The organism is Ureibacillus terrenus (genome assembly GCF_006569205.1).
Classification (GTDB): domain Bacteria; phylum Bacillota; class Bacilli; order Bacillales_A; family Planococcaceae; genus Ureibacillus; species Ureibacillus terrenus.
Genome location: NZ_VIGD01000009.1, coordinates 12,293 through 37,347, shown reverse-complemented (window position 1 = coordinate 37,347; position 25,055 = coordinate 12,293). Strand labels below are relative to the sequence as shown.

24 protein-coding genes, 1 tRNA gene and 1 pseudogene are annotated in these 25,055 nt (G+C 41.9%); 24 read left to right on the top strand and 2 right to left on the bottom strand.

The genetic code is table 11. The features are described from left to right. Positions 1 to 2 precede the first annotated feature (2 nt). From hisD to FKZ59_RS08160, 12 genes are all read left to right on the top strand, one after another. Positions 3 to 1,283: a histidinol dehydrogenase gene (gene hisD / locus FKZ59_RS08215; protein WP_141602276.1), complete on the top strand. Its 1,281-nt coding sequence runs from the start codon at positions 3 to 5 to the stop codon at positions 1,281 to 1,283. Beyond that, the gene (hisB, locus tag FKZ59_RS08210; RefSeq protein ID WP_141602275.1) at positions 1,284 to 1,889 is read left to right on the top strand and encodes an imidazoleglycerol-phosphate dehydratase HisB; all 606 of its coding nucleotides are present in this window, start codon (positions 1,284 to 1,286) and stop codon (positions 1,887 to 1,889) included. Further along, on the top strand, positions 1,886 to 2,518 hold the full coding sequence (gene hisH, locus FKZ59_RS08205; RefSeq protein ID WP_141602274.1) for an imidazole glycerol phosphate synthase subunit HisH: 633 nt from the start codon (positions 1,886 to 1,888) through the stop codon (positions 2,516 to 2,518). The genes hisB and hisH overlap by 4 nt, the downstream gene beginning before the upstream one ends. Next, positions 2,519 to 3,277: an imidazole glycerol phosphate synthase subunit HisF gene (gene hisF, locus FKZ59_RS08200; protein ID WP_141602273.1), complete on the top strand. Its 759-nt coding sequence runs from the start codon at positions 2,519 to 2,521 to the stop codon at positions 3,275 to 3,277. After that, the gene (gene hisIE / locus FKZ59_RS08195) at positions 3,274 to 3,921 is read left to right on the top strand and encodes a bifunctional phosphoribosyl-AMP cyclohydrolase/phosphoribosyl-ATP diphosphatase HisIE (RefSeq protein WP_141602272.1); all 648 of its coding nucleotides are present in this window, start codon (positions 3,274 to 3,276) and stop codon (positions 3,919 to 3,921) included. The genes hisF and hisIE overlap by 4 nt, the downstream gene beginning before the upstream one ends. Positions 3,922 to 4,035: 114 nt before the next feature. Then, positions 4,036 to 5,568 (top strand): tetratricopeptide repeat protein, encoded by a 1,533-nt coding sequence (locus FKZ59_RS08190; protein ID WP_141602271.1) that lies wholly within the window; start codon positions 4,036 to 4,038, stop codon positions 5,566 to 5,568. A 63-nt stretch (positions 5,569 to 5,631) separates the two neighbouring features. Continuing rightward, positions 5,632 to 6,582, top strand: a complete 951-nt coding sequence (gene trxB, locus FKZ59_RS08185) for a thioredoxin-disulfide reductase (protein WP_141602270.1) — start codon at positions 5,632 to 5,634, stop codon at positions 6,580 to 6,582. A gap of 250 nt (positions 6,583 to 6,832) precedes the next feature. Further along, on the top strand, positions 6,833 to 7,324 hold the full coding sequence (locus FKZ59_RS08180) for an NUDIX hydrolase (RefSeq protein ID WP_141602269.1): 492 nt from the start codon (positions 6,833 to 6,835) through the stop codon (positions 7,322 to 7,324). After that, positions 7,317 to 8,207 (top strand): RNase adapter RapZ, encoded by an 891-nt coding sequence (gene rapZ, locus FKZ59_RS08175; protein ID WP_141602268.1) that lies wholly within the window; start codon positions 7,317 to 7,319, stop codon positions 8,205 to 8,207. Before FKZ59_RS08180 ends, rapZ begins: the two co-directional genes overlap by 8 nt. A gap of 16 nt (positions 8,208 to 8,223) precedes the next feature. Then, on the top strand, positions 8,224 to 9,183 hold the full coding sequence (locus tag FKZ59_RS08170; protein ID WP_141602267.1) for a gluconeogenesis factor YvcK family protein: 960 nt from the start codon (positions 8,224 to 8,226) through the stop codon (positions 9,181 to 9,183). Positions 9,184 to 9,218: 35 nt separating this feature from the next. Beyond that, positions 9,219 to 10,166: a DNA-binding protein WhiA gene (gene whiA, locus FKZ59_RS08165; RefSeq protein ID WP_141602266.1), complete on the top strand. Its 948-nt coding sequence runs from the start codon at positions 9,219 to 9,221 to the stop codon at positions 10,164 to 10,166. A gap of 89 nt (positions 10,167 to 10,255) precedes the next feature. Continuing rightward, a complete protein-coding gene (locus FKZ59_RS08160) occupies positions 10,256 to 10,513 on the top strand; it encodes an HPr family phosphocarrier protein (protein WP_141602265.1) in 258 nt (85 codons plus the stop codon). A gap of 282 nt (positions 10,514 to 10,795) precedes the next feature. On the opposite strand, the gene clpP is transcribed toward FKZ59_RS08160, so the two are convergent. Next, on the bottom strand, positions 10,796 to 11,386 hold the full coding sequence (clpP, locus tag FKZ59_RS08155) for an ATP-dependent Clp endopeptidase proteolytic subunit ClpP (protein WP_141602264.1): 591 nt from the start codon (positions 11,384 to 11,386) through the stop codon (positions 10,796 to 10,798). A gap of 307 nt (positions 11,387 to 11,693) precedes the next feature. Here clpP and FKZ59_RS08150 point away from each other — a divergent pair. From FKZ59_RS08150 to FKZ59_RS08125, 6 genes and pseudogenes are all read left to right on the top strand, one after another. After that, a tRNA-Arg gene (locus FKZ59_RS08150) sits at positions 11,694 to 11,765 on the top strand. Between the two features lie 630 nt (positions 11,766 to 12,395). Continuing rightward, complete coding sequence (locus FKZ59_RS08145) at positions 12,396 to 13,568, top strand: ATP-grasp domain-containing protein (RefSeq protein ID WP_141602263.1); 1,173 nt, start codon at positions 12,396 to 12,398, stop codon at positions 13,566 to 13,568. Positions 13,569 to 13,570: 2 nt separating this feature from the next. Then, positions 13,571 to 15,286: a methyl-accepting chemotaxis protein gene (locus tag FKZ59_RS08140; protein ID WP_141602262.1), complete on the top strand. Its 1,716-nt coding sequence runs from the start codon at positions 13,571 to 13,573 to the stop codon at positions 15,284 to 15,286. Positions 15,287 to 15,734: 448 nt separating this feature from the next. Beyond that, complete coding sequence (locus FKZ59_RS14940) at positions 15,735 to 15,971, top strand: transporter substrate-binding domain-containing protein (protein ID WP_211358761.1); 237 nt, start codon at positions 15,735 to 15,737, stop codon at positions 15,969 to 15,971. Then, a pseudogene (locus FKZ59_RS08130) lies at positions 15,938 to 16,650 on the top strand (amino acid ABC transporter permease). Before FKZ59_RS14940 ends, FKZ59_RS08130 begins: the two are co-directional and overlap by 34 nt. Continuing rightward, complete coding sequence (locus FKZ59_RS08125; RefSeq protein WP_141602261.1) at positions 16,647 to 17,369, top strand: amino acid ABC transporter ATP-binding protein; 723 nt, start codon at positions 16,647 to 16,649, stop codon at positions 17,367 to 17,369. Before FKZ59_RS08130 ends, FKZ59_RS08125 begins: the two are co-directional and overlap by 4 nt. A gap of 94 nt (positions 17,370 to 17,463) precedes the next feature. Here FKZ59_RS08125 and FKZ59_RS08120 read toward each other — a convergent pair whose 3' ends face one another. Further along, complete coding sequence (locus FKZ59_RS08120; protein WP_141602260.1) at positions 17,464 to 18,084, bottom strand: spore coat protein; 621 nt, start codon at positions 18,082 to 18,084, stop codon at positions 17,464 to 17,466. A gap of 126 nt (positions 18,085 to 18,210) precedes the next feature. Here FKZ59_RS08120 and FKZ59_RS08115 point away from each other — a divergent pair, with 126 nt between their 5' ends. The 6 genes from FKZ59_RS08115 (at position 18,211) to eno (ending at position 24,621) form a co-directional block, all read left to right on the top strand. Beyond that, positions 18,211 to 18,444 carry a glutaredoxin family protein gene (locus tag FKZ59_RS08115; protein ID WP_141602259.1) on the top strand — a complete coding sequence of 78 codons (234 nt, stop codon included), beginning with the start codon at positions 18,211 to 18,213 and terminating at the stop codon, positions 18,442 to 18,444. Positions 18,445 to 18,559: 115 nt separating this feature from the next. Continuing rightward, positions 18,560 to 19,573 (top strand): type I glyceraldehyde-3-phosphate dehydrogenase, encoded by a 1,014-nt coding sequence (gene gap / locus FKZ59_RS08110; RefSeq protein WP_141602258.1) that lies wholly within the window; start codon positions 18,560 to 18,562, stop codon positions 19,571 to 19,573. Between the two features lie 234 nt (positions 19,574 to 19,807). After that, positions 19,808 to 20,992, top strand: a complete 1,185-nt coding sequence (locus FKZ59_RS08105) for a phosphoglycerate kinase (RefSeq protein WP_141602257.1) — start codon at positions 19,808 to 19,810, stop codon at positions 20,990 to 20,992. 13 nt (positions 20,993 to 21,005) lie between these two features. Beyond that, positions 21,006 to 21,767 (top strand): triose-phosphate isomerase, encoded by a 762-nt coding sequence (tpiA, locus tag FKZ59_RS08100; RefSeq protein WP_141602256.1) that lies wholly within the window; start codon positions 21,006 to 21,008, stop codon positions 21,765 to 21,767. Then, on the top strand, positions 21,760 to 23,286 hold the full coding sequence (gene gpmI / locus FKZ59_RS08095) for a 2,3-bisphosphoglycerate-independent phosphoglycerate mutase (RefSeq protein WP_141602255.1): 1,527 nt from the start codon (positions 21,760 to 21,762) through the stop codon (positions 23,284 to 23,286). The genes tpiA and gpmI overlap by 8 nt, the downstream gene beginning before the upstream one ends. A gap of 42 nt (positions 23,287 to 23,328) precedes the next feature. Continuing rightward, on the top strand, positions 23,329 to 24,621 hold the full coding sequence (eno, locus tag FKZ59_RS08090) for a phosphopyruvate hydratase (protein WP_141602254.1): 1,293 nt from the start codon (positions 23,329 to 23,331) through the stop codon (positions 24,619 to 24,621). Positions 24,622 to 25,055 lie beyond the last annotated feature (434 nt).

The window sequence follows — 25,055 nt, the reverse complement described above, 5'->3', positions numbered from 1 at the left end:
ATATGAAAATTTCAAAGTTGACAACTAACATTTCATTAAAAAGAGAGCTCGAAAGCGGGAATGAAGAACAGCTGAAAACGGTTCGCCAAGTGATTGCGGACGTGCGCGAAAATGGGGATGCGGCCGTCCGAAAATACACGGAAATGTGGGATGGGGTCTCCCTCGAGGATTTCCGCGTGACAGAAGAAGAAATCAATGAAGCCCTCCAAAATTTCGATCCGCAATTGAAAAAGGATTTGGAAGAAGCGGCGGACAATATCCGCAACTATCATGAAGCGCAGAAAAGGGAAGGCTATACCTTGCCTTTGGCTCACGGTTCCTATCTTGCCCAGCGGATTATTCCGCTGGATTCCGTAGGTTTGTATGTGCCGGGAGGATCTGCCGCCTATCCTTCTTCGGTTTTGATGAATGTCATTCCTGCCCAAGTGGCGGGAGTAAAACGCATTGTGATCACTTCCCCTTGCGGTAAAGACGGCAAACTCCCCCCTGCAGTGCTGGTATGCGCAAGCATTTTAGGGGTGAATGAAATTTATAAAATCGGCGGTGCCCAGGCCATTGCGGCACTCGCCTATGGAACGGAAACCATCGCTCCTGTCGATAAAATCACAGGTCCTGGAAACATTTTTGTGGCCCTTGCCAAACGGGAAGTGTTTGGACAAGTGGCGATTGATATGATTGCCGGGCCGAGTGAAATTTGCATCTTGGCCGATGACACTGCCTATCCTGATGAAATAGCGGCCGATTTATTGAGCCAGGCTGAACATGACAAGCGGGCATGCGCCATTTTAATAACTACAAGCGAAAAGCTTGCAAAAGCCGTGAGCGAACAAGTGGAAGAACAGCTGAAACAACTTCCTAGGGAAGAAATTGCAAGAGCATCCATTGAAAACTTCGGCCATATTTATATTGCGGAAAATATGGATCAGGCGGTGGAAGCGGTCAATACCCTTGCGCCGGAACACTTGGAAATTGTCGCTGAAAATGCGGAGAAAGTCAGCGAGGGCATCCGTCATGCTGGGGCCATTTTCCTTGGACGATACAGTTCGGAACCGGTCGGGGATTATTTTGCCGGCCCGAACCACGTATTGCCGACAAACAGCACGGCGCGTTTTGCAAGCGGATTAAATGTGGATGATTTTATAAAGAAAACAAATATCGTTTATTACTCGGAAAAAACATGGGAAGAAAACGCCCCAAAAATTGCAAGACTGGCCCGCATGGAAGGATTGGAAGGACATGCGCGGGCGGTTGAATCGCGAGGCTGGAAGAAAGGGGAAAATTAAATGACGGCGACAAGAAAACGTTTTGCTCAAATTGAGCGGACAACAAAAGAAACCCAAATCAAAGTGGAATTTCATTTGGATGGGGAAGGAAATGCCGAGGTCAATACAGGCGTCCCTTTTATGGACCATATGCTCGATTTATTTATGAAACATGGTTTGTTTGACGGAAAAATTGTGGCGAACGGAGATACCCATATTGATGATCACCACACAACTGAAGATCTTGGCATTGTTTTGGGACAGGCAGTAAGGGAAGCATTGGGAGATAAACGAGGTATCCGAAGATATGGGAATGCCTTTGTTCCGATGGATGATGCCTTGGCCCAGGTTGTTGTGGATTGTTCCAACCGGCCCCATCTGGAATATCGTGTAGCGCCTGAGCTGAAACCGAAAGTAGGAACTTTTGACACGGAACTGGTGCATGAGTTTTTATGGAAATTTGCGTTGGAAGCGCGGATGAACGTGCATGTCATCGTTCCATATGGCCACAATACGCACCATATTATCGAAGCAATCTTTAAAGCCCTTGCCCGCGCGATTGATGATGCGGTACAAATCGATCCACGGGTTAAAGGAGTACCTTCAACGAAAGGAATACTCGCATGAAAATCGGCGTCATTGATTATGGAATGGGAAATTTGTTCAGTGTCACTCAGGCGTTAAAAAAATTGAATGCGGAAGTCATCGTTTCTTCCAATCCGGAAGAGTTAAGGGAGGCGGATGCCCTCATTTTGCCGGGCGTAGGCGCTTTTCCCGATGCGATGAAGAAATTGCGGGAAACCGGATTGGACCAGTACATCCGAAACGAAGTGGAAAACGGTAAACCGCTTCTCGGCATCTGCCTGGGCATGCAACTGTTGTTTGAAGAAAGTGAAGAGGTAACCCCAACAAAGGGATTCGGCTTTTTTGAAGGAAAAGTGGTCCGCTTCTCCGGCATATCAGAGAAAGGCGAAAAATATAGAGTGCCCCATATGGGATGGAACTCATTGACGTTTCACTCCATTCCGAAATGGCTGGAAGGGGAAGAATTGCCTGAAGACCGGTATGTTTACTTTGTCCATTCCTATTATGCCAACACCGGCTCCCCACAAGTGGTGGCAACCGCCGATTATTTTGGCGTTCCCGTTCCCGGAATCGTTCAAAATGGCAATGTATGCGGCATGCAATTCCACCCTGAAAAATCAGGAGAATTTGGCGTATATCTGTTGAAAAAGTGGCTGCAAGGGGTGAAATAGATGTTGACGAAAAGAATCATACCTTGTTTGGATGTGAAAGACGGAAGGGTCGTGAAAGGGATACAGTTTGTCGGCCTCCGGGACGCAGGGGATCCGGTGGAACTCGCAAAATATTATGATGAGCAGGGAGCGGATGAACTCGTATTTTTAGATATTTCCGCATCCTATGAAGGCAGAAAGACGATGATTGATGTCGTCAGAAAAACCGCTTCGGAAATTTCCATTCCCTTTACGGTGGGCGGAGGCATCCGCACATTGGAAGATATGAAACGGATTTTGCGTGCCGGAGCGGACAAAGTATCGGTCAATACATCCGCCATCGAAAGGCCGGAATTAATCAAAGAAGGAGCGGATTTTTTCGGATCCCAATGCATAGTGGTGGCCATTGATGCGCGGTACAGCGACGAAGATGGCACATGGATGGTTTATACCCATGGCGGCCGAAACAAAACCGGATGGACGACAGTGGAGTGGGCAAAAAAAGCCGTGGAGCTTGGCGCCGGGGAAATCCTGCTTACAAGCATGAATCAAGATGGGGAAAAAACCGGCTATGATTTGGAGTTGACGAAAGCTGTCCGGGATGCGGTCACAGTGCCGGTGATTGCCAGCGGAGGAGCAGGAACGAAGGAACACTTCAGGGAAGTATTGCAGGACGTTGATGCGGATGCAGCCCTTGCCGCCTCAATTTTCCACTACAAAGAAACAAGCGTGCCTGAAGTAAAGGCCTATTTACGTGAAAAAGGAGTTTGTGTCAGATGATTGAAATCGAAAGTTTAAAATTTGATGAAAAAGGTTTAATCCCTGCCGTTGTACAAGATGCGCGCACTAAAGAGGTTTTAACGGTTGCGTACATGAATAAAGAATCATTAAATAAAACAATCGAAACAGGCGAGACATGGTTCTATTCCCGTTCACGCAATGAACTTTGGCATAAAGGGGAAACAAGCGGAAATACACAAAAAGTCGTATCCATCACAACCGACTGCGATCAGGATGCCCTGGTGGTCGAAGTGGTTCCGGCTGGCCCTGCTTGCCATAAAGGCACAACTTCCTGCTTTACGGAAAAAATTCTTGAAAACGAAAAAGTGGGCAGTGTCGGCATTATTCCGGAACTGGTGGAAATCATAAAAAAACGCGAAGAAGAAATGCCAGAGGGCGCGTATACGACTTATTTATTTACGGAAGGCATCGATAAAATCTGCAAAAAAGTCGGAGAGGAAGCGACGGAAGTCGTAATTGGCGCAAAAAACCGGAATCCGGAAGAAGTGAAATGGGAAGCGGCCGATTTGCTTTATCATTTGCTCGTTTTATTGCAAGAACAAAAAGTGAGCGTATACGATGTTCTGGGAGTGCTTGTGGAACGCCATCAGCAAAAAAGAAAGAGCACGAAAAATACAAAATAAATTCATCATTGAAAACGCTATTTGCAATGACGATTGCAAGAAATATGATATAATAAGGTGTATTCATCAAGAGGAACGTTTTTATAACGTTCCTTATTTATTTGGAGGTTCATTTTGGAAAAGAAGCAGCAGAAAGAGAAAAACAACATTGTTTCGTTTATTCCAGATGGAGAATACTATTTCAATAAAGCAATTAAGGCGTTGGAAAGGGATCAGCTGGATCGAGCGTATAAATATATGAAAAGAGCGGCGGAATTGAGTCCGGATGATGCCCACGTGTTAATGCACTATGGGCTTTTGGAACTGAACGCCCAAAATTTCGAAAAGGCCTATGAACTGATTCATACCGCATATTGTCTGGAACCGGATGAGCCAGAACATGTTTATTATTTGGCCGAAGTATCCGGTTATTTGGGATTGATGAATGATGCAAAAAAGTATGCAGAGAAATATTTGGAGCTTGATCCTAATGGTCTTTATGCATTAGAAGCGAAAGAAATCATCGATTTTGTTCATTTTGAGCAAAACGAAATCGATGATTTGGATGAGGAAACCTATGAGCAATTCCTCTTGCAAGAGAAAGCGCGCCGATTAATGGAAAAAAGCCAATTTCATGAAGCGATTGAATTGCTGGAAAATATGATCGATCAATATCCCGAACTCTGGTCTGCTTATAATAATCTATCCCTGGCTTACTTTTATGTAGGCGATCTGGAGCAATCCAAAGCCATTTTGCGGCATGTGCTCCGCGAAAATCCGGGAAATTTGCACGCATTGTGCAATTTGACGATCATTGCCTATTACGAAAAAGATGAAGCCTTTCTCCGTTATTTGGTCGAAGTATTGAAAAAGATATATCCATTTGATTTCGACAGCCGTTATAAACTGGGGGCGACGCTGGCGTTGATCGGAGAGTATGATTTGGCCTATAAGTGGCTTCATAGCATGACAAAAAGAATGGCGCCGAATGATTCCGGCTTCTATTTTTGGTTAAGCCAGGCCGCCTATTTTTCCAACCATGTGAAAGAGGCGGAAAGGGCATGGGAAATGTTGGTTCAGATTGATCCTTCAAAAACCGGTATGGAGCCGTGGAAACATATTAAAAAGAAAGAAGCCTCGGAATTTCCTACCCTTGAACAAAACCGGGATTACATTATCAAAAAAATCAGCAGCGATTATCCGGCCCACCGGATGTTCGGCTTTTTCCTGCTCAGCAAATCCGCCTTTAAACAGGAAATTATTTCACATCCGAAATTAATCGATTTATCCAAATATAACGGCTTGGAAAAGCTTTGTTTAGCCTACGCATTGAATCATGAATTCAATGTGAATAATAAATTGGAGAAAATATTTATTCGTCTCATCTCCGTGGCGGAGGAACTTTTTGACGGCATAGAGGCATTGACCCTTGAAAAACAGCACTTGTTCCAAATGTGGTTTGTTCTTAGCGAGAGGGCTTTTCTCAGCGGCTATGAGTTCAAAAATGTGAAGGCATTGGCCGCGGCAGTGGAATATATGTATTTTTCAACCATCAGTTCCGATCGTGTAACGAAAAAACAGTTTGCAGAAAAACACGGAATAACGGTGGCAACCTTAACGAAATATATGGATCAATTGCTTGAATTTTTGCCATTCGCCGAAGAATAGGGCAAACTATTTGATGTTTTGCATTCCATTGACTACATTAAAAGAGAGTTAGGAGGAATGGAAATGGCAGAGGAAAAAATTTATGATGTCATCATTATCGGAGCAGGTCCTGCCGGAATGACAGCTGCGGTTTATACTTCCCGCGCAAACCTTTCAACACTCATGTTGGAGCGTGGAATTCCAGGCGGACAGATGGCCAATACGGAAGAAATAGAAAACTATCCTGGATTTGAGTCAATTCTGGGGCCTGAATTGTCCACAAAAATGTTTGAACACGCAAAAAAATTCGGTGCGGAATACGCCTATGGCGATGTGACCGAAGTAATTGACGGGGAAGAGTACAAAGTTGTCAAAGCAGGGCAAAAAGAATATAAAGCCCGTGCCATCATCATCGCGACAGGTGCCGAGCATAAAAAATTGGGCGTTCCCGGCGAAAATGAACTGGGCGGACGCGGTGTAAGCTATTGCGCGGTATGCGACGGAGCGTTCTTTAAAGGGAAAAAATTAATCGTTGTCGGCGGCGGCGACTCGGCGGTGGAAGAAGGCGTATATTTAACCCGCTTTGCCGAAAAAGTGACCATCGTGCATCGGCGCGATAAACTCCGTGCCCAAAAAATCCTGCAAGAACGCGCATTTGCGAATGAAAAAGTGGACTTTATTTGGAATCATACGGTCAAACAAATTAATGAAAAAGATGGAAAAGTCGGCAGCGTAACCCTGGTTTCAACGGTGGACGGTTCCGAAAAAGAAGTGCCATGCGACGGGGTATTTATTTATATTGGTTTATCCCCGCTGACTGAACCGTTTAAAAATCTGGGCATTCTAAACGAGAATGGCTATATTGTGACAAATGAAAAAATGGAGACGTCTGTAAAAGGGATTTTTGCAGCGGGAGATGTACGCGAAAAAACATTGCGCCAAATCGTAACCGCAACAGGCGACGGAAGCATTGCAGCCCAGTCCGCGCAAATTTATGTTGAAGAGCTGAAAGAGCAATTAGTAAAGAAAGGGTAATCATAAATTAACTATATTGTAACTTTTTTTACCATGGGAATGGGGGTATAATAAAAGTACATTTTAACCCCCCTTTAGTTAAATTTTTGGTTGTTTCCATTTTGGAAACAACTTTTTTTTTGAATATTCTACGAAATAGCTTCTAATCATAAAATATACATTATAGATTGTATATAAGTATTATTTTGTACCAAAAGAACTAGTCACGGTATAATAGTGATTAGGAGTAACAAAGATTGAGGTGTCGCTTATGCAAAGAATTGCCAACTTATTAGCTATACAGGATGGACAAGTGCTTCTTCTAAAAAAGCCGAGAAGAGGATGGTACGTCGCTCCGGGAGGAAAAATGGAAAGCGGCGAATCCATATATGAAGCGGCGGTAAGGGAATTTCAGGAGGAGACAAATGTTACTCCTAAAAATGCCCATTTAAAAGGAGTCTACACAATTGTCATAAAAGAAGATGATCAAGTGATTGATGAATGGATGCTGTTTACTTTTGTGGCCCATGGGGTTGAAGGAACTCCAATGGAGCAAAACAGGGAAGGCATTTTGGAATGGCGTCCAATCGGAGATCTCGAGCATCTTCCGATGGCGGAAGGCGATCGGAAAAATCTTCTGTTTGCCGCATTAAATAAAGGAATTCAGTACGGTACGTGCATATATACAAAAGATTATGAATTGATAGAGGCAAAGTATCAATCTTCTATGGAGCTTTTCGAAGGAGATGAGATCCATGGATGAAATAGACGGAAAAGGCGCAAAAGCTCCCGAATATGAATTAGTGATTATTACAGGCATGTCTGGAGCCGGAAAAACCGTGGCGGTGCAAAGTTTTGAAGATATGGGCTATTATTGCATCGATAATTTGCCGCCTAAATTATTGACGACATTTTTGGCATTAATGAAACAATCGAAAAAAAGAATTTCAAGAATTGCCGCAGTGATGGATATGCGCGGCGGCGAGTTCTTTAATTCCCTCATCGATGCGCTCGACATGCTGGAGAAAGAAAAAAATGTAAACACCAAAGTATTATTTTTGGACGCGGATGACGAAACCCTTGTCCGCAGATATAAAGAAACGAGACGCCAACACCCTCTGGCCCCCGGCGGTCTGCCTCTGGAAGGAATCAGAAAAGAAAGAGAGATGCTCTCTGAATTAAAAGGGAGAGCCCATTACATTTACAATACTTCAAAAATGAAACCTCGCGAGCTTCGTGAACGTATTACAGAGGAATTTTCCCTCACAAAAAAACCAAAATTTTCAATTAATGTGGTTTCATTCGGTTACAAAAACGGGATTCCTATTGATGCGGATTTGGTTTTTGATGTAAGATTTTTAAATAACCCTTATTATGTAGAAGAACTGAGAAATAAGACCGGATTGGACCAGGAAGTTTATGATTATGTTTATAACACAAAAGAAACAAAAATTTTAATCGAAAAATTGGAAGACTTATTTGATTTTATTATTCCACAATATATTAAAGAAGGAAAACCGCAATTAGTCATTGCCTTCGGCTGTACCGGAGGGCAGCATCGGTCTGTCACACTGACTGAATATTTCGGGAAATATTTCAAAGAAAAATATCAAACAGAAGTCATCCACCGTGATATTCGTTCATAGAGAGAGGATTGTTTGAATGGGGAATACGAATATAGTTGTGATTGGAGGAGGGACCGGTTTATCAACCATTCTGAGGGGATTGAAACTCTATCCCTTTCATATCACCGCCATTGTAACCGTAACAGATGATGGGGGATCTTCGGGGAGACTTCGGGATGATTATGATATACCTCCTCCAGGGGATATACGTAATGTGATTGCCGCTTTATCTGATACGGAACCATTGTTGGAACAAATGTTCCAATATCGTTTTTCGAATTCCCAGGACTTGGGAGGCCATTCATTGGGGAATTTGATGCTTACTGCATTAACGGACATTACCGGCGATTTTTTCAGTGCCATCATCGAGATGAGCAGAGTATTGAACGTAAATGGAAAGGTCATTCCATCAGCGAATGGCATTGTCAATTTGCATGCTGAATTGTTGGACGGCCAAATTGTTAAGGGAGAGTCCAAAATCTCTTTATCCAATAAGCGGATCAAACGCGTCTTTTTGGTTCCGGAAGATGTAAAGCCCCTTCCTGAAGCAATAGCAGCCATCAATAGCGCCGACATGATTTTAATCGGCCCCGGCAGTCTTTATACAAGCATCATCCCAAATCTGTTGGTAAAAGAAATTCAGGAAACGATTATTCGTTCCAAAGCTAAAAAAATCTACATTTGCAATTTGATGACGCAAAAAGGGGAAACGAATCAGTATCAGGCGGCAGATCATGTAAAAGCTATTTATGAACATGTTGGCAAGCCATTTTTAGATGCCATTTTGGTAAACAGCAATGATTTACCCTACTCCATTAAAGAAACTTATAAAGAACAGAAAGCGGAACCGGTCAAAGTAAATATAGAAGAATTACAAAAATTAGGATTAGCGATTATAAAGAAAGATATCGCAACCATCAAAAATGGTGTTGTGCGCCATGATGGGAAAGCCATTGCAGAATGGCTTATCGATTATTCATCGAAACATATTAAATAAGGATTATTCCAGAGTTGGAAAAGAGGGGGGCTTATATGTCTTTTGCTTCGGAAACGAAAAAAGAAATGACTCAAGTGGAGGCAAACGACCAAAGCTTGAAAGCGGAGGTTTCCGCCATTATCCGCATGAATGGAACACTTTCCTTTTCAAATAAACAATTGAGTTTCGACGTGCAAACGGAAAACGCGGCAATCGCAAGAAGAATTTATACCATTATAAGAAAACTTTATCCGTATAATGTGGAATTGCTCGTCCGCAAAAAAATGAGGTTGAAAAAGAACAATGTTTACATTTGCCGCATCCGGGAAGGAGCCAAAGAAATCCTGACAGATTTGGATATTTTGCATGGAGATTTTCAGGTCAATCATTCCCTTTCAAAATCGTTATTAAAAACAAAATCGCAAAAACGGGCATATTTGAGGGGGGCTTTTTTGGCGGGAGGTTCAGTCAATAATCCCGAAACATCTTCCTATCATTTGGAAATTTATTCAATGCATAAAGAACATAGCGAAGCGTTGGCCAATTTAATGAACGAGTTCCATTTGAATGCAAAAACGATTGACCGGAAAAAAGGATACATTACTTATCTAAAAGAAGCGGAAAAAATTTCTGAATTTCTAGGTTTGGCCGGTGCCTTCCAAGCAATGTTGAAATTTGAGGACGTCCGTATCCTGCGGGATATGCGAAACAGCGTTAACCGCATCGTCAATTGCGAGACGGCCAATTTGAATAAAACGATTGGCGCCGCTTTAAGACAAGTGGAGAATATAAAATATATCGATCAGACCATCGGAATTGACAAGCTGCCCGAAAAATTGCGCGAGGTGGCGCGACTGCGCATAGAACATCAGGACGTCACATTAAAAGAGCTGGGGGAAATGATTTCGACAGGAACGGTCAGTAAATCCGGAATCAACCATCGTTTAAGAAAAATTGATGAAATAGCAGAAAAACTTCGCCGCGGGGAAAAAGTGATAAAATAATTGATAGGGCGCATTGTTCTTTTCAGATAATTTCGATAAGATAAATATAAAATGATATGAACGGATTAGAAAGGATGTGTAACAAAGGAATGGTTGAAACCACTGTGGAGGTCAAATTAAAAAACGGTTTGCAAGCGCGGCAGGCGGCGTTATTTGTCCAGGAAGCAAACCGTTATAAATCCGATATCTTTTTACAAAAAGATGAAAAGAAAGTAAATGCAAAATCCATTATGGGAGTTATGAGCTTGGCGATTGCAAGAGGAACAACCATCACATTAATCGCAGAGGGCAATGATGAGAACGAGGCGATTGAAGGATTATCATCGTTCATTCAAAAAGAAGGGTAATTTGCAAAAAAAATGAAAACGCTCGCAATTTTTCGAAGGTTTTCGAGAATTGTGAGTTTTTTTATTTCTTAGTATGCTAGAAAACCATTATGGAATGCTGATACAAAAGCGGATATCCACTTAAAGGGAAATCCGCTGCTTTCTCAATGTTATTTTATTTACGAGATAATATGTATTAACTGGATTGTTTTCTCTCTGATAGAAAAAAACGGATTCGCTGCATTTAATGATTCCAAATATAAAAAAAGGTATCACCCAAAGGATGATACCTTTTCACCTCTATTATTTGTCATCGCTGGAAGAAATAATGTGGTCAATTAAACCGTATTCTTTCGCCTGTTGAGCCGTCATGAAGTTGTCGCGGTCAGTATCTTGGGCGATTTTTTCGATTGGCTGCCCAGTATGTTCGGATAACAATCTGTTTAATTTGTCACGCAAGAAGAGAATGCGTTTTGCGGCGATTTCGATTTCGGTAGCTTGACCTTGGGCACCGCCCAGTGGCTGATGAATCATTACTTCCGCGTTTGGCAATGCATAACGTTTTCCTCTTGCTCCCGCTGAAAGGAGGAAGGCACCCATGGAAGCAGCCATACCGATACAAATCGTTTGAACATCCGGTTTGATGTACTGCATTGTATCGTAGATGGCCATGCCGGCAGTGATGGATCCGCCTGGAGAGTTGATGTAAAGGGAAATGTCTTTTTCAGGGTCTTCCGCCGCCAAGAATAATAATTGTGCAACAATGGAGTTTGCCACATTATCATCAATCGGGCTGCCAAGTAAAATAATCCGGTCTTTCAATAGGCGCGAATAGATGTCGTAAGCGCGCTCACCGCGGCTTGTTTGCTCAATGACTGTAGGAACTAAATTCATATTCGATGTCCTCCTTAAACCATTAATTGTTATGTTCTACGTAACAAAGCAAAATTGTTTCCGCATGTTTATCATACACGCAATAGTCAATAAAGGTCAAATGATAAGTATGCAATTTTTTGAATTAATATCATGCAATTCAATATATAGAAAAAACTTTCTTTGAGCAAAAGGGGTTGAATTATATTTGAGTACCGTGTATAATAATTAATATCGTGGTCAGTCATAAAAAAAGACTCATGCATATTTATTATTATATGAAAGCCACACAAAAGTATGCAAAAATGGCAATTTTTATTAATATTTTGCCCTCGTAGTTTAATGGATAGAACGCAGGATTCCGGTTCCTGTAGTGGGGGTTCGATTCCCTCCGAGGGCGCTACGAACAACTGATCCGGGATTAAAATCCTTATGCTTTTTGATACGGCTGCATTTGCAGCCGTTTTTCTTTTTGGCAATCCGGAAAAAACCCATGAAATAAATTTTCATAAACTTTGCGCCGGGAGCCCCCATCTCCAGGACGGGCTGCCGCTATTTTTTTGTTTCATCATCTCCCGCTATATTTCCAGCCAACAGATTCTTAACCTTATCCAACTATAGGAAACTTAATCTCCCATTTGTTATTCACTTCCCCTGAAATCAATGCTTTAAACGTAGGATTTTAAGCCAGGAGGCAGCGTATTAAAAATTAATGGCTCCTCAATTTTTATTCCCCAATAATGATTAAATTCCCTAAAAAGGAAAAAACATTTATAAATGCTAAAACTCCCTATTATTTTGACGATAAGAAATAGGGAGAAGCCATTCATCTCAGCAAGAAGGGGATGATACCGCATCTGTTTCACAAGGGCAACAGATTCCAGTCGTTTTTCTTTTGGTGCAGCTGTGGGCCGGCAATCGGGGTGAGAGATGCAATATGGAATGTATAAAAAGGCTGTTTGTCCAAATTATTTTATTTTTTTATGTTTGAAACATTTCCTGAATTTCTGCTTTAGAAAGGGGTTTTATTATGATTCTCATCGACGATCAAATCATTTCCCCTATTCTGGTCAAATCGCTGCAAGAACTTAATGTGCCTGTTTTTAAACAAGGCAATCGCTCGGAAATGTCAAAATCCCTGCAATTAATGGATGCCAATGATTTTTTTTCAATTATAGACGAACATCAAAAGTTATTGACAAACTCGGAAAGTTGTTTGGCATTGCTTGAATCCCATGCCCCTGACAGTGTCCAAAACCGTTGGGCAAAACAATTGAAAGATAAAGGAATATTCCGTCAAATCCTTTCAAAAATGTATCCTGATTATTTTTATAAGGTAGTAAATCTGGATGAGCTTTATAAAATTCCGGTGGAGGATATTCCTTTCCCCGTTGTGATAAAGCCGAGCAAAGGATATTCAAGCGTTGGCGTGTATAAAGTAAAAAATGCAGAAGAATGGCGGGCTGCCTTAGAAAAGTTAAGCGTGGATATGCTGCTGATAAAAAACATTTATGACAAGGAAGTCATTAACGGGGAGAGCGTTTTAATCGAAAAATGGGTATTTGGGGAAGAATATGCCGTTGACGGTTATTACGATCATGATGGTAATCCTGTGATTTTAAATATCTTTAAACACTTATTTAAAGACGAATATGATACGTCGGACCGGATCTACTATACATCCAGAGAAGTGATTCAAGAAATTTACGATGACATATTGACTTTTATGTATAAGTTCAAAGAAATTGTTCCTTTAAAAAATTTTCCGCTTCATTTTGAAGTAAGAAAAAATGATCATGCCATTATTCCAATTGAAATGAATCCACTCAGATTTGCCGGGGCGGGAACGACGGATTTGGGATTCCATGCTTATGGCTGCAATGTGTATAAACATTATTTCCAGGGCACCAGACCGGATTGGGAAGCGGTTCTTCGCAAGATGGACCAAAGTATATACAGTTTCTTCTGTGCGGAAATCCCGATGGATATTTCACGGACTCTTATAAAATCCATTGATCATCAGTCATTCAAAAAACAGTTCCAACAAATTTTGGAATATAGAGAAATACAAGCGTTAAATGACAGGGTGTTTGCCATTGTTTTTTCCAAAAACGGATCAATGGAAGAGCTTTATCAATTATTGGAAATGGATTTGCGTCCTTTTATTGCATTAAAGGAAATGGAACATTCGAGGGAGAGATAGAGATGAGAAATATCGCTCGAAAAAAATCAATAAAAACCCAATTAATTATCAGTTTTTTACTTCCGTTTTTTATATTTTCAATGATTCTTTTTGGATTTGTGCGGTATGTATCGAATTACATTATTCAAGAACATGTCATTCCGCAATTCGATGAACGGCTGAAAGAAAATGTACAATTGCTGGCAGAGTCGATCGAACCGGATTTAATTAAGAATACAATGGTTTCCCCTGAAAAATATGGAATGGAGCTGAAGCGGAAATTAGACTCATTTTTTGAAGGGAAAAAAGGGCTCGAATATGTATATGTATTGTCCAGACAAAACGGAAAGGATGTCATTGTCGCGTTAAACGGCAGTGACGACTTTATGGTTGAGTCCCCGTTTACAGAAGACCAAAGAAAATCATTTGAAGAAAAGAAGGAAGTTTTGAGCCCTATCTATAGAGATAAATGGGGTGTTCACAAATCATTTTTCATTCCTTTGGACGAAGATGGAGTGGAAGCCATTTTCGGAATCGATATGAGCGCCAAATTCATAGACCAGTTGGAAAATCGGATTATGACCATTTCGCTGATTGTAACGGCTGTCATGATAGTGATCGGAATCCTATTGGCTTTATTTATTGGTAATAGAATTTCGAAACCTCTTAACAGTTTAGTGCAATATGCGAAACTCTTTTCTACCGGCGATCTCAGCAAATCGGTGACTATTAAACGAAAAGATGAGGTAGGGATTCTGGCAGACAGCTTTGAAGAAATGAGAAAAAATTTGAGCAACATCATTGAGAATGTGAAAGAAAAATCGGAAGGAATCCATCATACCAGCCAAAATCTTTTGGAATCCTTTGAAGAATTGGCCCAGGCTTCCGAACAGATCGCGACAAGTACAGACGAAGAGGCGAGAGGCGCCGAAGAAAGAGCCAACCATATCGACCGGATTTCAAATATGATATCTGAAATTTCCACTTCGATATCCAATGTAGATGAACAAACGAAGTTGATCAAAAACCTTACCGATCAAACAAGCCGGCAAGCCGAAAAAGGTAATGTTCAAGTTCAAATGATTACCGAACAAATGAACAAAATAAAACAAAATGGCATGGTAAGCAAAGAAAACTTGTTTAATCTGGGCAAAAAATTGGAACAAATCAATGAAATCATTCAGATTATCCAAGAAATTTCGTCCCAAATCCATCTTCTTTCTTTAAATGCCTCCATTGAAGCAGCCCGTGCCGGAGAGGCGGGGAAAGGATTTTCGGTTGTTGCCCAGGAAGTTCAGAAACTTGCAAACCAAACGGATGGATCGATCAAAAGAATATCGGAAGCGATCGGTGAAATCAATGAACAGGCCAATATCGTGCTGAATTTGAACCAACAAGATTATGAAGACATTGTCAAAGGCGTTGAGATTGTTGAAGACAATGGGCGATTATTCAATGCCATTTTTGAGTCAGTCGAGCAATTGGCAAAAGGAATTGATACGATTGTGAAAAGTACGGAAGATCTGGATCAAGCATCCGATAAAATTTTAACATCCATTCAAGAAATTTCTGCAATTTCAGAACAGGGAGTTGCCGCGACACAAGAAATTTCCGCTTCCGCCGTCCAACAACACAGCACGATCGATTACTTAAAGCAACAAAATTCGGAGCTGAAACTTTTGGCTGACAGCCTGCAAGACATGATAAAGCGGTTTAAGACAAGAGAAACAATAGAATAAAATGGAACTTTATCAAACCTTTATTGATTTTATAGTAAAATTTTATACATAACCAGTGTTCATAATGGTACAATATTATATACATATCAAAATCTCCATCATAGAGCTTTTAGGCAACAGATGGAGATTTTTTTACCGATAAAATGTAAGCCTTTTCATATCATTTTTGGAAAAATGTACAATAAAAAATTAACATTTTTTATCCTTTCATTAATTTATTTGTTGTATAAATATTAGACGATTTATATAATTAAACATGTCAGTGTCACTTGTTTAATTGATTCTGGTTGCTGATGAGCTCAATAAATGACCAAAGGAGGATAAACCCGGTGGTAAAAAAGAATTATGTATTTTTATTAATGTTGATGGTTTTGTCGTTCGTGTTGGCAGCCTGTGGGCTGGAGAGGACAAGAAATCCGCAGGAGAAGGTGCAGATGAAGGTTCCGGCTTGAAAGACAAGAAAATTTTAGTGGGCACGGAAGCGACTTTCGCCCCTTTTGAATATATGGACGATAACGGAAACATCGTAGGGATCGATGTGGATATTGTAGACGCCATTTTTAAAGAATTGGGAATGGACTACGAATTCCGCCACGTCGGTTGGGAAGCGGTATTCCAGCAAGTGAAAAACGGCGAATTGGACATGGGGGCATCCGGCATCACCATTACGGACGACCGGATATAATCTGGAACTACCGTGATTATTTCATACGTGGTATTTGGGTAACATTGATTTTGACGCTCTGCGGATTTTTTGGAGGATTCGTGCTTGGCGTGCTATTGGGGCTCGGAAAAAATTCGAAAAGAAAGTGGCTATATTGGCCTGTAAATTATATATCGATTTATTCCGCGGAACCCCCCTCCTTGTCCAAATCTTCATTATCCACTTGGCGTTGATTCCGACGCTTTTTGGACATTCGCTCGGGTTCATGGTTTCCGGTATTACAGCCCTCATATTGAACTGCGCCGCCTATACGGCAGAAATCATCCGGGCGGGGATTCAATCCATTGACAAAGGTCAAATGGAAGCGGCAAGGTCCCTCGGTTTAAATCATTTTCAAGCAATGCGGAAAGTGATTCTGCCCCAAGCCTTCCGACGTATGATCCCCCCACTAGGAAACGAGTTTATCACTCTCTTAAAAGATTCGTCCCTGGTAACGGTGATTGCGGCCAACGACATACTATATGCAGCGAAAGTTGTTTCGGGAGCCTATTTCCGTTTCTGGGAACCGTATCTTGCAGCGGCTCTCCTTTATTTAATTTTGACGTTTATCGTATCGAAAATCGTCACATTTATTGAAAGACGTTTCAGCATTGAATACAATCCGCGCAAAATTAAAAATGAAGGGCGGGTTGAAGCATGATTAAAATTGAGAATCTCCATAAAAGTTTTGGAGATTTGCACGTATTAAACGGCATCAATTATGAAATACATGAAAAAGAAGTGGTTTGTGTGATCGGTCCTTCCGGCTCCGGAAAAAGCACGTTTTTGCGCTGCATTAATTTGCTTGAAGACATTACGGAAGGCGCCATCTATTTTGACGGCAAGAAAATCAACGATCTGAAAACCGATATTAATGAGGTCCGTACGGAAGTGGGAATGGTCTTTCAACAATTTAATTTATTCCCTCATATGACGGTGTTGGAAAATATTACAATGGCACCGATGCTGATCCGGAAAATGAGCAAACAGGAAGCGGAAGAATTGGCTTTTGAATTGCTTCAAAAAGTGGGGCTTCGCGAAAAAGCGTATAATTATCCTCAACAGTTATCCGGAGGCCAGCAGCAGCGGGTGGCGATTGCAAGGGCCCTTGCCATGAAACCGAAAGTCATGTTGTTTGATGAGCCGACATCCGCTCTCGATCCGGAAATGGTGAAAGAAGTGCTGGATGTCATGAAACAATTGGCGAATGAAGGGATGACGATGGTGGTTGTCACCCACGAAATGGGATTTGCCCGTGAAGTGGCGGACCGGGTCATCTTTATGGACGGGGGAGTCATTGTGGAAGAAGGGCCGCCTGAAGAAGTTTTCGGCCATCCGAAGCACGAACGGACAAAAGCGTTTTTAAGCAAAGTATTATAAAAAGAATAATTAAAAAGGACATCTCCGTTGATGAAGAGATGTCCTTTTTTTATGAACAGGTGCAAGTCTCAAGCCGCGGAGTTTTCCTGTTCAATCAGTTAGGCATATTTTTTGCTCTCTCCGCTTGTCCATACATGTTCAACATTGTTTGCATATCTTGTTGTGAAAGCTGTGGTACTTGGTAATATCCTTTTTTGTTTTGGTAGAGGGAAAGTTCGTATGCCATTTCAATGCAGTTTGGAACAGAGTCCTGCAATACACGGCGCACTACAGGGTTTGTCGCTTCCAATGCGGCCGCCGTTTTTCCGGTAGCCAATACTTTGTGCTGGCCTAACATGAAACTTGAAATGATGCCGTCGTTAATTTCATTAGGGGAAGTAATCGGTTTCTTAGGCTGGGATGGTGTTAAGCCATATTTTGAGTCGTTTCCGATTTGCATGTTGTATTTGCGCGTCGGATGGCTCGGATCGCGTCCAGTTTTGAAACATTCCAAAGTGATATTGTATTCATCGAGCATAAAAGCGTATTGTCTATCTAAAATATTTAGTAACTCAGGGTCTTGAACATGCGGACGCAAAAGGACGAACATGTTCAAAGCGCCAATGGAAGAACTTAATACCTCATGAACATCCATAACCTCATGTGCACCGTGGTTCATTGATGTAGGAATTGTTTCTGAAGTCGGTTGTTGCTGATTAAAGAATTGATTTTCCATAGAATTTCTCCTCCTTTAAATTTTTCTGTACACTCGTACATCACTATTTTGGCTATAAAATCATTTGATTATTCAGGCCGGATTTGGGATAGTGTAAACAGAAAAGAATGAAAAGAGGGAAAGAAATTGAAGGTGCAATTTTATACGAGACCCAATTGCTCTTTATGCTGGGAAGGATTAAGCATTTTAAAGCTTGTCCAGGAAGAGGCCGATTTTGAAATCGAAATCATTAATATTGAAGAAAACGATGAACTTCACGAAAAATATATGCTCATGATTCCGGTTGTTGAAAAGGATGGGGAAATGATTCAGTATGGACAATTGGATTATGTCACTTTATATGAAGCCCTCACAAAATAAATCATATTTGGCCGGTTGAACAATTATATTGGAATAAGAGGTTTAGCATCGGAAACTTCCCATTGATTGACGGCTTTCATAAGGAAGGAATACTGTTAAATGGGGGATACTTATTATGCCGATAAAACTTGCGATTAATGGTTTTGGACGGATTGGGCGTCTTGTGCTTCGCCAGGCGATGAAAACAGACCGGTTTAAAGTGGTGGCAATCAATGATTTGGCAGATGCAAAGCAATTGGCTCATCTATTGAAGTATGATTCGGTGCATGGAATTTATGATACGGATGTCCAATATGAAGAAGAGGCGTTGCTTGTGAACGGGCACCGGGTTGAAGTGTTTTCGGAAAAAAATCCGGAAAAATTGCCGTGGGAGGAACTGGAAGTTGATATCGTCTTTGAATGTACAGGAAAATTCCGATCACAAGAAGATGTTTCAAAACATTTAACGGCAGGCGCCAAAAAAGTCATTTTATCCGCTCCAGCAAAAGGGGAAATGCCAACCTTTGTAATGGGGGTCAATCATGATGAGTATGACCCGCAGCTTCACCATGTGATTTCCAACGCATCGTGCACCACAAACTGTCTGGCTCCTGTTGCAAAAGTCCTCGACGAAAAATTCGGACTCCAACGCGGCTTCATGACGACCATCCATTCTTATACAAACGACCAGCGACTTTTAGATTTTCCTCATAAAGATCTAAGACGATCCCGCTCCGCAAATCTTTCGATGATTCCGACAACCACCGGGGCCGCCGCTGCCGTTTCGAAAGTATTGCCGCAATTAAAAGGAAAACTGGACGGCTTTGCGGTGCGCGTGCCGACGCCAAACGTCTCCTGCGTGGACCTGGTGGCCGAATTAAGCAGAAATGTGACGGTAGACATGGTTAATTCAGCTTTCCAGGAAGCGGCAAAAGGGGAAATGAAAGGCATATTGGATTACAACGAACTGCCTCTCGTGTCCGTCGACTATAATGGAAATCCCCATTCAGCCATCATCGACGGCCTTTCAACAATGGTAATCGAAGACAATATGGTCAAAGTAGTCGCATGGTATGATAATGAAACCGGCTATTCCACCCGATTGATGGATTTGGCATCCCATATTGCAGAACAGGGGCTGGATCATTAATCGATATGTCATTTTTCATTTTGCCATTAACAATAAGTGTAACATAATTATGATTTTCTTTAGAAAAAGTATAGCCTAAATATGAATAACGATTTATAATAATGAAGGGTAAAAGGAGTGGTGGAGCAGCCCATCGCTTCTTATTTTTTGCAAATATTAAATCAACCTATGAAATTTATTATTACCGTTGGAAAGAAAGTTGGATGACGACGGATACACATAGGAGGTTACTTCATGTTTCTCAAGAAGACATTGAATGATGTTGATGTAGAAGGAAAGAGAGTCTTTGTACGCGTTGACTTCAACGTACCAATGGAAAATGGGGAAGTAGTAGATGATACAAGAATCCGCGCGGCGATACCGACTATAAAACAACTTTCGGAAAAAGGCGCCAAAGTGATTCTGGCTTCTCACTTGGGCCGGCCAAAAGGCGAAGTAAGAGAAGATATGCGCCTCACAGCAGTTGGTGAACGCCTTTCCAAATTGATAAATAAACCGGTGAAAAAATTGGACGAATCCGTTGGCGCTGCCGTAGAAAAAGCCGTCAATGAAATGAAAAACGGCGATATTATTTTGCTTGAAAATGTCCGTTTCCTTAAAGGGGAAGAAAAGAATGATGATGAACTTGCCAAACAATTTGCCCGTTTGGCGGATCTTTATGTAAATGATGCGTTCGGTGCAGCCCATCGCGCGCACGCTTCCACCGAAGGTATTGCGAAATACGTTCCGGCTGTTTCCGGATTATTGATGGAAAAAGAATTGGAAGTGCTCGGAAAAGCTTTGACAAACCCTGATCATCCGTTTACGGCGATCATTGGCGGCGCAAAAGTGAAAGACAAAATCGGCGTCATTGAAAATCTGCTTGATAAAGTGGATAACTTGATTATCGGTGGGGGACTTTCCTTCACATTTATCAAAGCCCAAGGATATGAAATTGGAAAATCCCTGGTGGAAGAGGATAAAATAGAATTGGCACGCCATTTCATTGAAAAAGCCAAGGAAAAAGGCGTAAACTTATATATGCCGGTAGATGCGGTTGTTGCGAAAGAACTTTCTCCTGATGCAGAAGCCAAAGTGGTCGATATCAATCAAATTCCTGCGGATTATATGGGACTTGACATCGGTCCAAAAACGGCAGAAAAGTATGCAGATGTGATCAAAAATTCAAAACTGATTATTTGGAACGGACCGATGGGAGTCTTTGAAATCGAACAATTCTCAAACGGAACAAGAAAAGTGGCCGAAGCAATGGCCGAAACGGAAGGGTATACGATCATCGGCGGCGGTGATTCTGCAGCAGCGGTAGAAAAGTTCGGATTGGCGGATAAAATGGATCACATTTCAACAGGCGGCGGAGCCTCTCTGGAATTAATGGAGGGCAAAAACTTGCCGGGCATTGCGGCATTGAACGATAAATAAGGAGAGAAATTGAATGCGTAAACCAATCATTGCTGCCAATTGGAAAATGTATAAAACTTTTGATGAAGCGGTAGAGTTTGTCGAAACAATCAAAGACAAAATTCCTCCGGAGGAAAAAGTCGATGCAGTAGTTTGTGCCCCTGCATTGTATCTGCCGACTCTTGTGGAAATCGCGAGAGATACGGATTTGGCAATCGGCGCACAAAACATGCATTATGAAGAAGAAGGCGCCTTCACGGGGGAAATCAGTCCGAAGCAGCTTGAAGCGATTCAAGTGGATTATGTCATCATCGGGCATTCAGAGCGCCGCGAATATTTCAATGAAACGGATGAAGCGGTCAATAAAAAAGTAAAGGCTGCTTTATCCCATGGAATCGTTCCGATCGTATGCTGTGGAGAAACGCTGGAAGAAAGGGAAGCCGGCAAAACGGAAGAAAAAGTGGCAAATCAAGTGAAAAAAGCGTTGGAAGGATTGACAGAAGAACAGGTTCAGCATGTGGTCATCGCCTATGAACCGATTTGGGCAATTGGAACGGGGAAAACAGCGACTGCCGATGATGCAAATGCGGTATGCGGACATATCCGCAACGTGGTGAAAGAGCTTTTCGGACAAGCCGCGTCCGACAACATTCGCATCCAATATGGCGGCAGTGTAAAACCAGAAAACATTGAAGAATTGTTATCAAAAGAACACATCGACGGCGCTCTCGTCGGCGGTGCGAGCTTGCAAACAGAATCTTATCTTAAATTATTGGAGGCGGGGGCAAATGCCTAGAAAGCCAGTCGCATTAATCATTTTAGACGGCTTTGCATTGCGTGAAGAAACTTTTGGAAATGCAGTTGCACAAAGCAAGAAACCAAATTTTGACCGTTATTGGGCGACATATCCTCATGCAACGCTCACAGCGTTTGGTGAAGCGGTCGGTCTTCCGGAAGGCCAAATGGGAAACTCCGAAGTAGGGCATTTAAATATTGGTGCAGGAAGAATTGTTTATCAAAGTTTGACAAGAATCAACAAATCCATTCGTGAAGGCGAGTTTTTCAAAAACGAAAAATTGTTGGGCGCAATCGGTCATGTGAAGAAACACCATTCCAAACTCCACATCATGGGACTTCTTTCAGACGGTGGGGTACATAGCCATTACAATCATTTATTTGCATTGTTGAAATTGGCTAAAGAAAATGGCCTTGATCAAGTATATGTCCATGGATTTTTGGACGGACGGGATGTCGGCCCTAAAACGGCGCTTGGATATATCGAAGAAGCTGAAAAACAAATGAAAGAAATCGGCATCGGAAAGTTTGCCACTATTCACGGCCGATATTACGCAATGGACCGGGATAAACGTTGGCAACGGGTGGAATTGTCTTACAAAGCGTTGGTTGACGGCGTAGGCAATACGGCGGAAAGCGCCAAAGAAGGCGTCGAAGAATCTTATAAAAATGATGTGACAGATGAATTTGTGGTTCCATTCGTCATTTTGGAAAACGGAAAACCGGTGGCAACCATCGACACCAATGATGCGGTGATTCATTTCAACTTCCGTCCGGACCGTGCCATCCAGCTTTCTACTGTATTTACAAACGACCATTTTGATTCCTTTAAATTATCGGACAAACATCCAAAAAATTTAAAATTCGTCACATTTACCGAATACAGCGATGAAGTATATGCCGATGTCGTTTTTGAAAATGAAGATTTAGTCAATACCGTTGGGGAAGTCATTTCAAAACATGGTTTAACGCAACTTCGCATTGCGGAAACGGAAAAATATCCTCATGTCACATATTTCATGAGCGGCGGCCGGGAGGAGAAATTCCCTGGCGAAGAAAGAATCCTGATTGCATCGCCGAAAGTGGCCACTTATGACCTGAAACCGGAAATGAGCGCTTATGAAGTGACAGAGGCGCTTCTCAAAGAATTGGAAGCTGATAAATTTGATGCCATCATTTTAAACTATGCCAACCCTGACATGGTCGGCCACAGCGGCATGCTTGAACCGACAATCAAAGCGATTGAAGCGGTGGATGAATGCTTGGGCCGGGTAGTAGACAAAATTTTGGAACTGGGCGGAGCAGCCATCATCACTGCAGACCATGGCAACTCTGATGAAGTGGTGACATTGGATGGCAAACCAATGACGGCGCATACAACAAATCCGGTGCCGGTCATTGTGACAAAACAAGGCATTACATTGAGAGAAAATGGGATTTTAGCCGACCTGGCTCCAACGATGTTAAAATTGTTGAATATTGAACAGCCTGAAGAAATGACAGGACAACCACTTTTTTAGTGGGAACACCACTATAAAAATTTAATATAGAGGAGAATGGATATGCCATTTATTACACAAGTATACGCACGTGAAGTATTGGACTCACGCGGTAACCCGACAGTAGAGGTGGAAGTATTCACTGAATCAGGCGCCTTTGGACGCGCAATCGTTCCATCCGGTGCGTCTACCGGCGAATACGAAGCAGTGGAATTGCGCGATGGGGACAAATCCCGTTATTTAGGAAAAGGTGTATTAAAAGCCGTTGAAAATGTCAACACAATCATCGCGGAAGCTTTGGAAAACAATTATTCCGTATTGGATCAAGTGGAAATCGACAAAGCGTTGATTGAACTTGACGGCACAGAAAATAAAGGAAAATTGGGTGCCAATGCGATTTTGGGCGTTTCTCTTGCTTGCGCCCATGCCGCAGCAAATTACCTTGATATTCCTTTATATCAATACCTTGGCGGCGTGAACGCAAAACAATTGCCTGTTCCAATGATGAACATTTTGAACGGCGGCGCGCACGCTGATAACAACGTGGATATCCAAGAATTCATGATTATGCCTGTTGGGGCGGAATCTTTCCGTCATGCATTGCGCATGGGAGCGGAAATCTTCCATAACTTGAAAGCGGTATTGAAAGAAAAAGGCTACAATACAGCAGTCGGTGACGAAGGCGGATTTGCGCCAAACTTGAAATCCAATGAAGAAGCGATCCAAGTGATTTTGGAAGCGATCGAACGCGCAGGTTACAAACCTGGCGAAGAAGTGCGCCTTGCATTGGACGTTGCATCTTCCGAGCTTTACAACAAAGAAGATGGCAAATACCATCTTGCAGGTGAAGGCGTAGTAAAAACTTCCGAAGAAATGGTTGACTGGTATGAAGAATTAACTTCCAAATACCCAATCATTTCTATTGAAGACGGATTGGATGAAAACGACTGGGAAGGCCATAAATTATTGACTGAACGCATCGGCCATCGCGTGCAGCTTGTAGGGGACGACTTGTTCGTAACAAATACTAAACGCCTTGCACGTGGAATCGAACAAGGCGTAGGCAACGCCATCTTGATCAAAGTAAACCAAATCGGAACATTAACAGAAACTTTAGATGCGATTGAAATGGCAAAACGCGCCGGATACACTGCAATCATTTCTCACCGCTCCGGTGAATCGGAAGACTCTACAATCGCGGATATTGCGGTAGCGACAAACGCCGGCCAAATCAAAACTGGCGCTCCTTCCCGCACAGACCGCGTGGCAAAATACAACCAATTGTTGCGCATCGAAGATCAACTTGGCTCCACAGCGCAATATCTTGGAATTAAGTCTTTCTATAATTTGAAATAAAAATAGCTAATTTCAACCCCAAGCTTCCAGAACAAAGCTTGGGGTTTTTCTTTATAGAAAATCATCCTCTTGGGAACTCGATAATCGCCAAATGAGAAAAAATAATAGCCGCATGGGAGAATTTAATCGCCAAAAGGAGGAAAATAATCGCCAATCAGAAATAAGCCTTTCCGAGAAAAAAATAAGGTAATCATTGTATAGAATTCCCCCTCTGAAGCGCAAATAAGGCCATTCTTTGAAAGAATGACCTAAAAGAAGGTTATTATTTATTCAAAATATCTTCAGGAATTATATAATATCTTCCTTTTTTATCTCCTTGCATTTCCAATCGTTTCAAAATTTTTTGTGCAAAAAATCAGGTTTTGCAAATAATAATTGAGCAACCAAAAAATAAAAAAGGCGTAACACCCATCTCATGTTACGCCTAAAAAGTT